Source organism: Phycicoccus sp. M110.8 (assembly GCF_032464895.1).
Lineage (GTDB): Bacteria > Actinomycetota > Actinomycetes > Actinomycetales > Dermatophilaceae > Pedococcus.
The window spans coordinates 200,756-214,042 of record NZ_JAWDIC010000001.1; the positions used below are offsets into that span (position 1 = coordinate 200,756).

The 13,287-nt window shown below is 72.5% G+C and carries 16 protein-coding genes; 1 reads left to right on the forward strand and 15 read right to left on the reverse strand.

The window, feature by feature from the left end; all coding sequences use genetic code 11:
* Positions 1–9 precede the first annotated feature (9 nt).
* The 12 genes from RKE38_RS00995 to RKE38_RS01050 form a co-directional block, all read right to left on the reverse strand.
* Positions 10–867: an ABC transporter permease gene (locus RKE38_RS00995; protein ID WP_316005596.1), complete on the reverse strand. Its 858-nt coding sequence runs from the start codon at positions 865–867 to the stop codon at positions 10–12.
* On the reverse strand, positions 864–1,766 hold the full coding sequence (locus tag RKE38_RS01000) for an ABC transporter permease (RefSeq protein ID WP_316005597.1): 903 nt from the start codon (positions 1,764–1,766) through the stop codon (positions 864–866). Before RKE38_RS01000 ends, RKE38_RS00995 begins: the two co-directional genes overlap by 4 nt.
* Positions 1,766–2,683 carry an ABC transporter ATP-binding protein gene (locus RKE38_RS01005; RefSeq protein ID WP_397444027.1) on the reverse strand — a complete coding sequence of 306 codons (918 nt, stop codon included), beginning with the start codon at positions 2,681–2,683 and terminating at the stop codon, positions 1,766–1,768. The genes RKE38_RS01000 and RKE38_RS01005 overlap by 1 nt, the downstream gene beginning before the upstream one ends.
* 143 nt (positions 2,684–2,826) lie before the next feature.
* Complete coding sequence (locus tag RKE38_RS01010; RefSeq protein ID WP_316005599.1) at positions 2,827–3,141, reverse strand: DUF1905 domain-containing protein; 315 nt, start codon at positions 3,139–3,141, stop codon at positions 2,827–2,829.
* Between the two features lie 71 nt (positions 3,142–3,212).
* Positions 3,213–4,232: a nitronate monooxygenase gene (locus RKE38_RS01015; protein ID WP_316005600.1), complete on the reverse strand. Its 1,020-nt coding sequence runs from the start codon at positions 4,230–4,232 to the stop codon at positions 3,213–3,215.
* Positions 4,229–4,450, reverse strand: coding sequence for a DUF3046 domain-containing protein (locus RKE38_RS01020; protein ID WP_316005601.1), 222 nt, complete (start codon positions 4,448–4,450; stop codon positions 4,229–4,231). Before RKE38_RS01020 ends, RKE38_RS01015 begins: the two co-directional genes overlap by 4 nt.
* Before the next feature lie 19 nt (positions 4,451–4,469).
* Positions 4,470–5,978 carry a glycosyltransferase family 39 protein gene (locus RKE38_RS01025; protein WP_316005602.1) on the reverse strand — a complete coding sequence of 503 codons (1,509 nt, stop codon included), beginning with the start codon at positions 5,976–5,978 and terminating at the stop codon, positions 4,470–4,472.
* Between the two features lie 106 nt (positions 5,979–6,084).
* A complete protein-coding gene (locus RKE38_RS01030) occupies positions 6,085–6,513 on the reverse strand; it encodes a hypothetical protein (protein WP_316005603.1) in 429 nt (142 codons plus the stop codon).
* Positions 6,514–6,609: 96 nt separating this feature from the next.
* Complete coding sequence (locus RKE38_RS01035) at positions 6,610–7,038, reverse strand: hypothetical protein (RefSeq protein WP_316005604.1); 429 nt, start codon at positions 7,036–7,038, stop codon at positions 6,610–6,612.
* 35 nt (positions 7,039–7,073) lie between these two features.
* The gene (locus tag RKE38_RS01040) at positions 7,074–7,793 is read right to left on the reverse strand and encodes a class I SAM-dependent methyltransferase (protein ID WP_316005605.1); all 720 of its coding nucleotides are present in this window, start codon (positions 7,791–7,793) and stop codon (positions 7,074–7,076) included.
* Positions 7,794–8,077: 284 nt separating this feature from the next.
* Complete coding sequence (locus tag RKE38_RS01045; RefSeq protein ID WP_316005606.1) at positions 8,078–8,287, reverse strand: DUF6582 domain-containing protein; 210 nt, start codon at positions 8,285–8,287, stop codon at positions 8,078–8,080.
* Positions 8,288–8,446: 159 nt separating this feature from the next.
* Positions 8,447–8,638 carry a hypothetical protein gene (locus tag RKE38_RS01050; RefSeq protein WP_316005607.1) on the reverse strand — a complete coding sequence of 64 codons (192 nt, stop codon included), beginning with the start codon at positions 8,636–8,638 and terminating at the stop codon, positions 8,447–8,449.
* A gap of 141 nt (positions 8,639–8,779) precedes the next feature.
* Between RKE38_RS01050 and RKE38_RS01055 the strand changes: the two genes are divergently transcribed.
* On the forward strand, positions 8,780–9,589 hold the full coding sequence (locus RKE38_RS01055) for an LLM class flavin-dependent oxidoreductase (RefSeq protein WP_410055417.1): 810 nt from the start codon (positions 8,780–8,782) through the stop codon (positions 9,587–9,589).
* 64 nt (positions 9,590–9,653) lie between these two features.
* On the opposite strand, the gene RKE38_RS01060 is transcribed toward RKE38_RS01055, so the two are convergent.
* The 3 genes from RKE38_RS01060 to cax form a co-directional block, all read right to left on the reverse strand.
* Positions 9,654–10,277 (reverse strand): N-acyl homoserine lactonase family protein, encoded by a 624-nt coding sequence (locus tag RKE38_RS01060; RefSeq protein WP_316005609.1) that lies wholly within the window; start codon positions 10,275–10,277, stop codon positions 9,654–9,656.
* Positions 10,278–10,395: 118 nt separating this feature from the next.
* Complete coding sequence (locus RKE38_RS01065) at positions 10,396–11,817, reverse strand: wax ester/triacylglycerol synthase family O-acyltransferase (RefSeq protein WP_316005610.1); 1,422 nt, start codon at positions 11,815–11,817, stop codon at positions 10,396–10,398.
* A gap of 144 nt (positions 11,818–11,961) precedes the next feature.
* On the reverse strand, positions 11,962–13,146 hold the full coding sequence (gene cax / locus RKE38_RS01070) for a calcium/proton exchanger (RefSeq protein ID WP_316005611.1): 1,185 nt from the start codon (positions 13,144–13,146) through the stop codon (positions 11,962–11,964).
* Between the last annotated feature and the right edge of the window lie 141 nt (positions 13,147–13,287).

The following is a 13,287-nucleotide window of genomic DNA, read 5'->3' on the forward strand; positions in this document are numbered from 1 at the left end:
CGGACGAGGCTACGAGAGCAGGAGGCGCTCGAGTCGACGGGCCGCCCCCAGGACCCCGACGAGTCCCAGCACGACGAGGTAGGCGACGTGGCCGAGCACGCCCCAGCCCATGTCCCCGAGCATGAGGGCACGCTCGAGGGCGACCCCGTGGTACAGCGGCGTCGCCCGGACGAGCCACTGCAGCGCGTCGGGGTAGGTCGCCAGCGGGAAGAAGGTCGCCGAGAACAGGAACATCGGCTGGATCGCGAGCGTGACGTAGTCGAAGTCGACCCACGAGCGCATGAACGTCGTCGCGAACATCCCCAGCGCGGCGAACGCGAACCCGATGAAGACCGCAGCCGGCACCGCCAGCACCGCCCACCACGAGTGCACCGCACCCGCGAGCAGCGCCACGACGAGGAACGCCAGCGAGTACAGCCCGCCGCGGATCAGCGACCAGGAGATCTCCCCCACGGCGATGTCCCGCGGACCCATCGGGGTCGCCAGCACGGCGTCGTAGAGCTTGGCGTACTTGAGCTTGAAGAATACGTTGAACGTCGAGTCGAACACGGCACCATTCATCGCCGACGCGGCGAGCAGGGCCGGTGCGACGAACTGCGGATAGGTGACGACCATCCCGCTGTCGGTTGTCACCGTCCTCACCAGCGCCCCGATGCCCACGCCGAGCGAGAACAGGTAGAACACCGGCTCGGCGAACCCGGTGACGAGCGCGATCCACCCGTGGCGGAAGGAGGTGACGTTGCGCTCGACCAGCATCCGCGCGAGCCCGGCGCCGGCCGGCACCGGGACGGCGCGCGCCAACCGGGTCGCCGCCGTCGGGCGGGAGGGACCGCCCGGGCGGGTCGGGGTCGTCGAGGTGGCGCTCACGGTTCGAGCCTCCTGGTGAAGGTGCGGTGCGCGAGCCACGCACCCACGGCGGCATACAGGGCGAGCACGAGCAGGTGGCCCGCGAAGGGGAGGACGGACACGTCGCCGACCGACACCGACCGGGCGGCGGCGACGCCGTGCCACAGCGGGGTCACCCAGGCGACCGGCTGCATCCAGGCCGGCAGCTGATCGACCGGGAAGAACGTGCCGGAGAAGAGCATGAGCGGCGTGATGATCCAGCGGTAGAGGATGTTGAAGCCGTTGTCGCCCTCCTGCGTGGCGGTGAAGGCGAACATCGGTGTCGAGAACGCGAGGCCGGTCAGGACCGCGATCGGCAGGCACAACACCGCCCACCACGAGTCGAACCCGCCGAACAGGGCCGCGATGACCATGAAGATCGAGGTCGCCATGACCAGGTGCAGGCCGACCATCGTGAAGTGGCCGGCCAGCACGTCGCGCACACGCAGGGGCGTCGCGAGCTGGGCGTGGTAGCCCATGTTCCACTTGATGTAGCCGAGCACCTGGTAGCTCGACTCGCCCCACGCGACCCACATCGACTGGGCGGCGACGATGGCCGGGACGACGAAGTGCAGGTACGGCGTGCCGTCGACCCCGCCCGCACGCGAGTCGACGAGCGAGCCGAGGCCGACACCCATCGCGAGCAGGAACAGCACCGGCGAGAGCACCCGGGTGATGACCGAGCCGCGCCAGGTGCGCCGGTAGACGGTCGCGTGGTAGCCGAGGACGGCCAGCAGCCGCTCTCCCCCGCTCATGGGGGCGCGGACGCCGTGCGCGGCCCGGCTGCCGGCGACCGACGAGCCGTCGGCGGGACCGTGGCCGCCGCCCCCCTGACCGGGAGACGGCTGCGAGGCCGAGGGCTGGGAGTGGGCGATGGACATCAGTCGACCAGCGTCCGGCCGGTGAGGTGCAGGAACACGTCCTCGAGGGTGGAACGCCGCACCAGCGACGACAGCGGCTCGACCCCGCGGGCGTGGACCTTGGCCATGGTCTCGTCGCCGTCCTCGGTGTAGAGCAGCAGCCGGTCGGGCAGCACCTCGACCCGCTCGGCGACACCGGAGACCTGCTCGGCGAAGTGGCCCTGCTCCTCGGCGTCGAACCGCAGCTCGAGCACCTCACGGGTGGAGTACTCGTCGATGAGGGAGCGCGGCGACCCCTCGGCGACGATGCGGCCGTGGTCCATGACGACGAGCCGGTCGCAGAGCTGCTCCGCCTCGTCCATGTAGTGCGTCGTGAGGACCAGCGTCACGCCGGAGCGCTTGAGCCGGAACAGCCTGTCCCACAACACGTGTCGCGCCTGGGGGTCGAGCCCGGTGGTCGGCTCGTCGAGCAGCAGGATCTCGGGGCTGTTGATCAGCGAGCGGGCGATCGTCAGGCGGCGCTTCATGCCCCCGGAGAGCGGCTCGACCTTGTCCTTGGCCCGCTCGGTGAGCTGGGCGAAGTCGAGCAGCTCGGCCGCGCGGGACCTGACCTCCTTGCGGGACAGGCCGAAGTAGCGGCCGTAGATCCAGAGGTTCTCCTCGACGGTGAGCTCCTCGTCGAGGGTGTCGCGCTGCGGGCAGCTGCCGAGCCGGGCGCGGATCGCCGGGCCGTCGGTGGCCGGGTCGAGGCCGAAGAGCCGCAGGTCGCCCCCGCTGACCGGCGAGACGCAGCCGACCATCCGCATGGTCGAGGACTTGCCGGCGCCGTTGGGGCCGAGGAAGCCGAAGCACTCCCCCTTGCGCACCGAGAAGTCGATGCCGTCGACGGCGGTGAACTCCCCGAACGTCTTGGTCAGGCCCGTGGCGCTGAGCAGGATCTCGTCGGCGGCGGCCGGGGCGGTGGACGGGGACTGTGCGGGTGCGGAGGACACGTGTCACAACGCTACCGAGGACCCCAGACAGCGTTCCTCCCATTTTGGTGCGAACCGCTCCCACGCCGCCGGAGCAGGGTGGACGGCGATCAGAGGTGCACGGCGGTGATGCGCACCGTCGCCGGCTCCCCAGCCGCCAGCCCCTCGGCCCGGCGCACGGCGGCCTTCATGGGGAGGATGTACGCGGCCTGCTCCTTGCTGGGGAACAGCGACGTGAGCCACGTGGTGCCGCCACACGTCACCTCCACGCGCACGGAGCCGAACCCGCCCGACCGCCCCTCGGCGAGGTCGGCGATCTCGTCGCTGGTCTCCTCGGGCACGGTGAGGAAGTGCCACGACTCGTTGCTCCCCCAGAGCCACAGCGGGGCCGTGACCTCCCAGCTGTGCCGCGCGGTGCCGTCCACGGGGACGACGCTAGCCCCGACCACCGACGACGCGGTGCCGACGACCGGCGGTGCCGACGACGGGGTGGCGCTCAGTCGCGCAGCTCGGCGAGGAGCGTGCGGGCGAGCTCCTCGGCCGGCAGCTCGCGCGCCCGGTCGTGGCCCGTGCCGGCCCAGAGGTTGACGAGCTCCGCCTCCCCGGTCGACCTGCCGTGCGCCCGCAGCGGTGCGGTGAGGTGGTGCACGTGCGGGTATGCCGCGGGTGCCGCCTCGCCGTACAGCTCGGTCCAGCTCGTGACCAGCGCGCGGGCGCTGCGACCGGTGTAGGCGCGCGTCACCGTGGTGCCGCGCCGGTGGACCAGGGCGTGCCGGTGGACGGCGGACGTCCCGGCCTCGGGGCAGAGCAGGAAGGCCGTGCCGTAGGCCGCGGCGGTCGCCCCCGCCGCCACCGCGGTCGCACCGTCGGTCCCGGTGGCGAAGCCGCCCGCCGCCATGACCGGCAGGTCGGTGCGCGGGCGCAGGGCCCGGACCAGGTCGAGCGTGCCCGGCTGCTCCTGACCGCTGTCGACGGGGCCGCCGCGGTGGGCTCCGGCCTCCCAGCCCTGCGCGACGAGCCCGTCGGCGCCGAGCTCGACGGCCCAGTCCGCCTCCTCGGGCTGGTTGACCGTGCACCACACGTCCGTGCCCACGTCGTGCAGCCGGCCGACGTCCTCCGCCGAGGGCCAGCCGAACGAGAACGACACCAACGGCGGCGCGGCCGCGACGAGCACGTCGACCTTGGCCGCGTAGGCGTCGTCGTCCCACCGGGCCTGCCCCAGGTCGACGCCTGCGGCAGCCGCCCACGGTGCCAGCAGCTCGGCATACGCCATCACGTCGGCGGCGACGGACGGCGGGTTGGGCGAGGGGACGAAGACGTTGACCCCGAACGGCGCCGGCGAGCCGGCACGGAAGGAGGAGATGTCGTCGCGCAGGCGCTCGGGGGCGAGGTAGGCGCCGGCGAGCACGGGGAAGGCGCCGCCACGGGCCGCCGCGACGGCGAGCTCGACGGTGGTGGGGCCGCCGGCCATGGGCGCGACGACGACGGGGTGCCGGCTCCAGTCGAGCCGGGTCACTTGGCGGGCTTCCGCTCCACGCCGAGGCGGCGCGACTCGGGCACGTCCATGTCGTCGCAGAGGGCCAGCCAGACCGTACGCGGGGACTCGCCGGCGTCGAGCGCCTGCTGCACCGTCTGGTCACCGAGCGCGTGCAGGGTGTGGCTGCGCGCCAGCGAGGAGGCATAGGCCTCGCCGAACTCGTCGTTCATCAGCTCCCAGAAGTGGCTCAACCGCACCACTGGAGTCTAGGCACGCTCAGTCGAGGTGGTGGAACCGCGGCCAGAGGCGGTCCCAGGGCAGCGTCGGCCCGGTGCACACGGCGACCGGCGCACCCTGCTCCTCGCTGTCGACGTCGACGCCGTTGTCGAGCCGGGCCAGGACCTCGCAGGAGGAGAAGAGGTCGCGCACCCCCTCGAGCTGGTAGCCCACGACCAGGACGGTGCGCGTGCCGTCCGGCGGCCTGGCGACGTCGGCGAGGGCGTTCTGGCCGCTGAGCGGGCGCGGCAGGCCCAGGCGCCTCCCGTAGCGCGCGATGGCGCCGGCCTCGCCGTAGTTGGACGTGACCACCTGCGTCGGTCCGCCCGGTGCGCTGCGGTATGCCGCGGCCACCTGGGCGACGTAGCGCGGCCAGCCGACCTGGTCGGCCACGAGCGGGCTGATGGCGGCGACGGGTGTCGAGCCGAGGACACGCACCGGCACCACCGGCAGGGCGAGCACGACGGAGACTGCGCCGTTGACCGCGACGAGGACGGCCGCGGTCACGGCGGCCCAGCGGCGACGGGTCAGCCAGCGGGCGACGGGGACGCACCCGGCGGCATACGCGACCGAGAGCAGGTGCGCCGGGTAGTGCGGTTGCGCACCGGAGGCGAAGGTGAAGCCGACGACCAGGAGGCAGGCGACGGCAAGGTACCCGGCGACTGCCCTCTGGGGGCGGCGCAGCAGCCAGACGAGCCCGGCCACCCACACGAGCACCAGCGGAGGACCGAGCATGACGAGCAGGAGGAGCGGCAGGCTGCTGCGGACGTCGGCGGCGTTGTTCTCGGCGAGCGCGCGGCCCATCGCGAGCTGCGGCCAGCCGTGGGTGGCCTGGTAGAGCAGGTTCGGGAGGGCGGTCACGAGTCCGGCTGCCGCGCCGGCCGCGAGCCACGGGGTCCGCAGGGAGCGGCGCGGTCCGAGCGCGAGGATGCCGACGGCGAGGGAGGCCACCACGACGGCGACGAGCAGGCGGTTCCAGGTCGTGAGACCCGCCACCACGCCGGCCGCGAGCCACCAGCGTGGGTGGCCACCGGTGGCGCGCACGACGGCGAGGACCACGGCCGCGAGCAGTGGCAGGTCGATCGTCGACGTGAGGAGGAGGTGGCCGAGCATGAGCGGGATGGCGGCGAAGGCGTAGCCCCAGGCAGCGAGCGCCTGGGCGCCGCGACCGCCGCCGAGCTCGCGGGTGACCAGGGCGATGAGGACGACCGACGTGGCGGCGGCGAGGGTGGCGGGGGTGCGCAGCGCCCACGGCGCCTCCGCGAGGTGGGCGGTCAGGCGCGCGAGGAGCGGCGTGAGGGGAGGCTGGTCGACGTAGCCCCAGGCGGGCGGGAGCATGCGGAAGTAGAGCTCGTCGCGGTGGTAGCCGTACCCGGTAGAGCCGAGGGTGAGGACGACGGCCTGGGCCAGGGCTGCTCCGGCCACGACGGGCCACCAGACCGGCTGGCGGTCCATACGACGGTCGCGGTGGTGGGCAGGCGCGTGCTGGCTCTCCCCCACCGCGGTCATGGGCACAGGGTGTCGTGCGTCCGGCGTGCTGTCGACCGACTTCCGGCAGCCCGGCAGGCGGGCAGCCGGCAGCCCGTGTGCCGTGGAGCGCCTGTGCCCCGGGAGCTCAGCCGGCCAGGAGGGCGGACCCCAGAGCGATGAGCACGAGCACCTTGACGAGCTCGAGACCGACGTAGAGGAGGTGGGCACGCGAGCGAGGTGCGTCGGCCGGGTCGGCAGCGGCGAGGACCGCGTCGGACCGCCGGTTGAGGGCGGGACGGACCGCGAGCAGCTGGACGGCCAGGACGACGGCGGCGACGACGACGAGGACCCAGGCGGTCGTCGAGGTGTCACCGAGCGCGGCGCCCACGACCGCCACCACGAGGAGACCGACCTCGACGAGGTTGAGGGCACGGAAGACGATACGGCCGATGCCCAGCCCGATGGGGAGGGTGACGCCGGGGGCGCGGAACTTGAGTGGCGCCTCCAGGAAGGAGATGCCGAGCACCATGCCCAGCCACACGAACGTCGCCGCAGCGGCTACCGATGCACCCACCGGAGATCCCCTCACCAGAGTCCCGAGTTCTTCTCCTGCACGGTAGCTCCGGACGGGATTGCTCCCTCGAGGGGGGTGGCCCGACGCTCCCCGGTGTCAGTGCAGCACGGACTTGCCCGGCGAGGAGGCCGAGAGGCCCAGTCGGCCCTGGTGCCGGGCGGACAACAGGAACAGGAATCCCGAGGCCACGAAGGGCACGAGCAGCAGCCCCAGCGACAGTGGCTCGTAGAAGTGGGACGCTGCGCCGACCGCGGCCAGCAGGAGGGGCACCACACTCACCGTCAGGATGAGCCAGCCGGCCGCGCGAGGACGGAAGAGGCCCGCCACCGCAACTGGTGCACACACGGACATGACCAGCACGAGCGACAGCGGGCCGTGGTTGTCCTCCCAGTCGTGAGCCGCGCCGTAGTCCACCAGGGACCACACCCCGAAGGCCAAGGGTGCACAGGCCGCAACGGCCAGCACCGGCATCGCGGCCCCGGGCCGGGTGAGCGCCAACAGGGTCGGCCCGGGTAGAGGGCCCACCCACTGCCTCGACGCCGTCGTCAGCAGCTCGGCGGTCAGGGCGCCTGGAGCTCGAAGAACAGGAAGCAGATGAAAGCGCGGCCGTCCTCGTGGGGCAGCAGCTCCTTCGGGGTGTCAGCGGCGGGCCGCGGCTCGGTGACCGCCGTGATACCGAACCCCGCGCCGATGAAGGAGTTGATGACGTCCTGCAGAGGGCGGTGCCAGTAGGTCATCCACACGGTGCCCTCGCCGAAGTCGTAGTCCTCGGAGTACCGGGTGAGGGCGAAGTAGTCCGCCTCGGGGTACGCCACGGCATACACCGTGGGGTGGATGATCGAGACCACCAGCCGCCCACCCGGCCTCAGCACACGGCGCAGCTCGGCCAGCGTCGCGACCCAGTCCTCGACGTAGTGCAGGGACAGTGAGGCGACGACGAGGTCGAAGGCGTCGTCGTCATACGGCAGGGGCGCGCCCAGGTCCGCGACCTTCAGGTCGGTGTCGTCACCGAGCCGCTGGCGAGCCAGCTCGACCATCGAGGAGCTCAGGTCGAAGCCGGACACCGTCGCTCCCCTGTCGCGCAGGTCCCGCATCAGCGGGCCCGACCCGCACCCCGCATCGAGGATGTCGAGGCCTGCGACGTCGCCGGCGAGGCGGAGCATCTCCGGGCGCGCGTACCAGGCGTTGAAGAGGTTGGTCTCGTTGCTCGCCGAGTACGCGGCGGCGAACTCGTCGTAGTCGGCGACGGGGGCGGCGGACTGGCTCACCGGTTCGGGCATGACCGATTCCTACCCCGATGGGTGGGTTGCGCCAACCAGGCGCGCGGGCCGATCACCGACCGCGAGCGCGCCCAGGGGCTCGTCCGCCTCCCGCTGCGGCCGGGCGCGCGCCGGACCCGTGCGTACGACGGTGCCGGCCGGCGACCCGGCGGCCGACCTCCAGGCCGGCCGCCAGAGCCGTCGCCGACAGCGTCACCGCGGTCAGGGCGAGGTCCCACCCGTTGTGGTCGCGAAGCCGCATGCGTGCCATGTCGTCCTCCCTGCTCCGGCCGTCAGCCACCCGGTCAGTCGTCCTTCTTCAGGCTCGGGTACTTCTTCTCGACAGCCGCACGGACCTTCTTCTTCTCCGCCTCGGACCCGTGCTGGGCCACCCTGGCCAAGGCGTTGCGGGCGTGCTCGATGTCGGGGATCGGGTACTTCTCCTCCTCGGGCAACGCGAACGACGACTTCTTCAGCCTGTCCCGGTTTGTGCTGTTGCTCAGGTCCTTCGACACTGCGGTCTCCTTTCCTGGGGCATGGTGTGGTGCTACCCGCCCGGCACCGCCCCGAATCGTGGATCCGGACACCGGGTCCGCCGCAGGACGTGCGTGACAAGCCCCCGTCCTGGCATCGGCGCCGAGCTCGTAGGCGATTGAAACTGGCCGCGGCTGTGGTCACGAGGACTCGAGAGGCGGGGCCGTCCGTTCGAGCAACCGGACCGGCGGGGACAGGCGTACCCGCACCATCGGTGGGATGACGCACTTCCCCTCCCGGATCGTCGCACCGTCGAGGCCGAGGGTCGCGGTGACCGGACCACCTCCGCCGTGCAGCTGGGTCAGGGCGCCCAGGGCCACGACGGCCTCCACGGCTCCCCGCTCGAGCCCGTGCGGGACGGAGTTTGAGTCCGGTTCGCACACACGCGCACTCCGCCGTTCACGGCCGCGATGAGTTGCGGCATCGGGCACAGTCTGTCCTGGCGTGCGTCCCCGACCGACAGGAGCTCCGAGATGACCAGACCGTTCCGGTTCGGGGTCGTCGCCCCCGTGCTCTCCGACATGAGGAGCTGGCGTGAGCGCCTGCGCCGCGTCGCCGCCCACGGCTACTCCACGGTGCTGCTGCCCGACGTCCCGCAGTGGCAGCCGGCACCCGCGCCGACCCTGGCCCTGGCCTTCGCGGAGACCGGCATGCGCGTCGGCACCTGGGTCTACGCGAGCCCGCTGCGGCCGGCGTGGAGCACGGCCTGGGAGGCGCACTCCCTGTCGGTCCTCACTGAGGGACGCTTCGAGATGGGCATCGGCACCGGACGGCCGGGGATCGAGGACGAGCTACGCGACCGTGGGCTCCCCGTGCGTTCGCCGGCCGGCCGCCTGGAAGGGGTCCGGGACGCCGTCGCTGCCCTGAGGGAGCTCGACGGCCCCGACCTGCACACCCCGGTGGTCATGGCCGTACGGGGGCCGAGGGCCCGGGCCCTTGCGCTCGAGGTCGCCGACACGGTCACCTTCTCCACCCTCGCGAGCGACAGCCGGGAGGACGTGACGCAGATGGCGCGAGGCGTCCTCGCGGAGCGCGACGTCGAGCTGGCACTGCACGTGCCGGTCGTCGGCGACGGGGTCGCGCCCTTCATGGCGTCGGCCGCCGACACCGACCCGGCCGCCATGCGCGAGGCCGACTCCCTCGCCGTGCTCCCAGCCGACCCGGTGGCCGCCATGGAGGAGATCGAGCGCCGACGTGAGGAGATCGGCTACTCCTACTTCGTCATCGGAGCAGACTTCGCCGACCTCATGGCACCGGTCGTGGCCGAGCTGTCAGGCCGGTAGCCGGCCCGGGCGCCGAGGACGTGGACCGGGGACGTGGACGTGGACGGTCGCCCGCCACCTGCCGTCAGTCGGCGCGTCCGACCGGCGGCCGCCACGGTTCGTGCTCGTGCGCGAGCCAGACCTGCGCGGGCGCCAAGGAGCGGACCAGCCGCTGTCCTTCGGTGCGTGGCTCGTCCAGCTCCTCGAAGAACACAGCGGTGTCGCCGGCGATGACGACGAGCCCGTCGGCCGTGTCGACGAGGACGACCTGCGACCCCGGGGTGTGGCCGGGCGCCGGGAGGAGGCGTATGCCGGGCAGCAGCTCGAGGGCTCCGTCGACGGGGACGTACTCGACGCCGGGGGCGTCGACCCACTCCCGGATCGTGTAGTCCTCCGGGCCCAGCGCGTCCTCGAGCTCGCGGCGCTGGACGTGGATCGGGACGCCGGCGAACAGGCGGTTGCCGCCGCAGTGGTCGTAGTGCAGGTGCGTGTTCACCACGAGGTCGATGCTGCCCACGTCGAAGCCGTCCTGCTCGTCCAGCGGCATCACCCGGGGATCCATGTCAGCCACGGCCGGGTGGAGCTCGGTCATCCCGGTGTCGACGAGCACCCGGCCCTCGGGGTGGTCGATCACGTGCACGTACACCGGCATGCGGTCGCCGTCCGCGAGCAGCTCGGCGACCAGGACGGGGGTGATGGTGGTGCTCATGGCGCTCTCTTCCCTGGACGACTCGCGCGCCCACGTCGGACGGGGACAGCACTATGACCCGAGAACCCGGCGGAAGTCATCGATGGGTCTGCGCCGTTCTCACCAGCCCCCGTGCACCTCAGCCGACCAGTCGCACGAGCGCGGCCACCTCGTCCTCGAACGCCGCGAGCAGCTCTTCCGGGTCGTGGACCACACCGGCGTCGGCCATGAGGCCGACCCGGACGGTCCCGGCATACGTGAAGATGCACGTCCCGAGCGTGTGGTGGCCCGACCCGGGCACCCAGCCCAGCACCCCGGTCACCGGCACGCCAGCCAGCAGGCGGGGCGACCGGGGGCCGGCGACGTTGGTCGTCACGCCGATGGCCTTGTTGGCGAAGAAGTCCACCAGTGCGCGCTCCACCAGTGGCACCGTGCGCGCGATCAGGGCCATGAGCGCGAACGTCATCGGCGCCTCGGGCGAGCGCTTGAGCCAGTCCATCCGGCGCTTGGTCTCGGCCAGCCGGGCCAGCAGCTGGGTCGTGCCGCTGGGGTAGGTGAAGAACACCAGGGCGAACCGGTTGCCGAGCGTCGACGGCAGCGGCTTGTCCAGCGGGCGCAGGTTCACCGGCACCATCGTCACCAGGTCCACCGGGCTCGCGCCGTGCTCCTGCTGGTAGCGGCACAACGCTCCGGCCATCGCGCTCATGAGCACGTCGTTGAGCGTGCCGCCCTCGAGGTGCGCCACCTCCTTGAGCGCGTCCAGGGGCAGCGGGCCGGTCCAGACGACGCGCTTGTATGCCGAGGGGTCACCGCCCACGGGGCTCGCCGCGGTGTGCGTCAACAACAGCTGGGCGACGACCTCCGCCGTGCGGATCCCGTTCTGCACGAGGCCGACTCCTCCCGACGGCGTGCCGAGCCGCACGACCTGGCCCAGCCCGTCGCGGACGAGTGCAGCCCCCGTTGCCACCCTGCTGGCCCGCGGCCCACCGTCGCTGCCGGCCCTGGCCACCACGGGCACCTCCCCCGGCACCGACGCCAACGCGCGCACCGGTGGGCGGTCGCGCGGCGGGCGACGCCGGCCGCTCCCCTCGGCGTCGGTCATGGACAGCAGGACGCGCGCGAGGGAGATGCCGTCCGCCATGGCGTGGTGGGTCCGGCTGAACACCACCGCCCCGTCGCCGTGCCCGTCGATGAGCTGCACCTCCCAGAGCGGGTGACGGGGGTCGAAGGACAGGTGCAGGTGCTCCTCGACGTGCGACTGCAGCGCGGAGTCGTCCCCCGGCTCGGCCAGTGTCAGGCGCGTCACGTGGCGGTCCAGGTCGAAGGCGGGGTCGTCCTCCCAGCGCGGGAGACCGACGCGCAGGGGCGCGGGCACCGGGCGCTGGCGGAAGACCGGGTACCGGTCCAGCACGCGTGTGCGGATCAGCCGCACCACCTCGTCCCAGTCAGGCCGCTCCGCCAGGAACATCAGCGAGACGACGACCATGCGGTTGCTCGGGCGGTCCATGTTGAGCCAGATGGCGTCGACCGGCTCCGTCCGCCTGCGCGTACTGCCGGCCATGATGGCTCCCGGGTGCGGCGCTTGCCCGGGGCGCATCCCGGGCTCGGACCTCGCCAGCCTCCGACCGGGACGACCGGCGGCCTAGGGACGATGGTCCCCCTGGGCGGTCCGACCTGGTCAGGGCGCCGCGCGGGTGGTGACCGTTCAGCCGCTGAGGTCGGCGAAGAACACCGCCCCGGCGAAGGCGAGGTAGAGGCCGAGCAGCATGACGCCCTCGAGCCAGTTGGCCTTGCCGTCGTCGAGCAGGTGGCGGGTGAGCAGGGTGCCGATGATCAGGGCGCTGAGCTCGAGCGGGCTGAAGGCGAGGTCGAAGGGGTGCCCCGTCACCAGGCCGAGCAGGACGAGGATCGGCACGACGAACATCGCGAGCTGCATGCTGGCGCCGACGGCGATCTCGCTGGCGACGCCGAGCCTGTCCTTCGCCGCGAGGCCCAGGGCGCTGAACTGCTCGGCGGCGTTGCCCACCAGCGGCAGGATGACGAAGCCGATGAAGCCGCTGTGCAGACCCAGTGCGGATCCAGCCTCCTCCACGCTGCTGGCGACCATCTCCGCCGCGACCGCCACGAGCGCGGTGGCCACGGCGAGGACGACGACGGCGCCCTTGACCGACCACGTCGGACGCCCGCCCTCCTCGCCCTCGCCCGACGGCTTCTCCTCGCCGCCCGAGCCCTCGCCGCCGGACCCCTCGCCGCCGGACCCCTCGCCGCCGGACCCCTCGCCGTCCTCCTGGAACTGGTGGCGGTTCGTGCGGAGCATGAACAGCATCGACAAGGCGTAGACCGCGAAGAGGATCAGGGCCACGAGACCGCTGACCTCGTCGAGCCGGGTGGTGGAGCTCTCGGGACGGAACGAGAAGACCGTCGGCAGCAGCAGGATCCCCATGGCCAGGAACAGCATGGTGGCCTGGACCCGCGAGGTCACCGTGATCGGCACCTCGCTCTTGTCGTGGGCCGCGACGACCATCGAGACGCCGAGCAGCAGGAGGAGGTTGCCGATGATCGAGCCGGTGATCGACGCCTTGAGGACGGCGATCTCGCCGTTGACCACGAGGAGCGCGGCGATGAGCAGCTCGGCGATGTTGCCGAAGGTCGCGTTCAACAGGGCGCCCTTGCTCCCACCGACACGCTCGGCCAGGACCTCGGTCGAGCGGCCGACGAGTCCGGCGAGAGGGATGACGGCGAGCGCCGACAGCACGAACAGCACCGGCGCGCCGGCGCCCATCACGTCGGCGACGACGGCTGCCGGCAGCGCGACGACCATGAGGTCGAGGACACGCCACGGGCCCAGCGCAGCCCTCACCGCCGTTCCCCCGACGGGTCGAGCGGACATCCTGTCGTCGTCACCTGCCGGCCTCCTCAGTCCGCCGCTGCGCGGCACACACCGCCCGTCCGGGGCCGTATGCCGTGGCCTGCGGGTCCCGGACATGGTGGCAGCCGCGTGGTGCACCCGCGATTCGAACCCTGCGCCACC

Bases quoted from the DNA above. Each gene is read 5' to 3' on its own strand.
- RKE38_RS01000 (WP_316005597.1), bottom strand. From the start codon at position 1,766: ATGTCCATCGCCCACTCCCAGCCCTCGGCCTCGCAGCCGTCTCCCGGT.
- RKE38_RS01025 (WP_316005602.1), bottom strand. From the start codon at position 5,978: ATGACCGCGGTGGGGGAGAGCCAGCACGCGCCTGCCCACCACCGCGAC.
- RKE38_RS01040 (WP_316005605.1), bottom strand. From the start codon at position 7,793: ATGCCCGAACCGGTGAGCCAGTCCGCCGCCCCCGTCGCCGACTACGAC.
- RKE38_RS01055 (WP_410055417.1), top strand. From the start codon at position 8,780: ATGACCAGACCGTTCCGGTTCGGGGTCGTCGCCCCCGTGCTCTCCGAC.
- RKE38_RS01060 (WP_316005609.1), bottom strand. From the start codon at position 10,277: ATGAGCACCACCATCACCCCCGTCCTGGTCGCCGAGCTGCTCGCGGAC.
- RKE38_RS01065 (WP_316005610.1), bottom strand. From the start codon at position 11,817: ATGGCCGGCAGTACGCGCAGGCGGACGGAGCCGGTCGACGCCATCTGG.
- cax (WP_316005611.1), bottom strand. From the start codon at position 13,146: ATGTCCGCTCGACCCGTCGGGGGAACGGCGGTGAGGGCTGCGCTGGGC.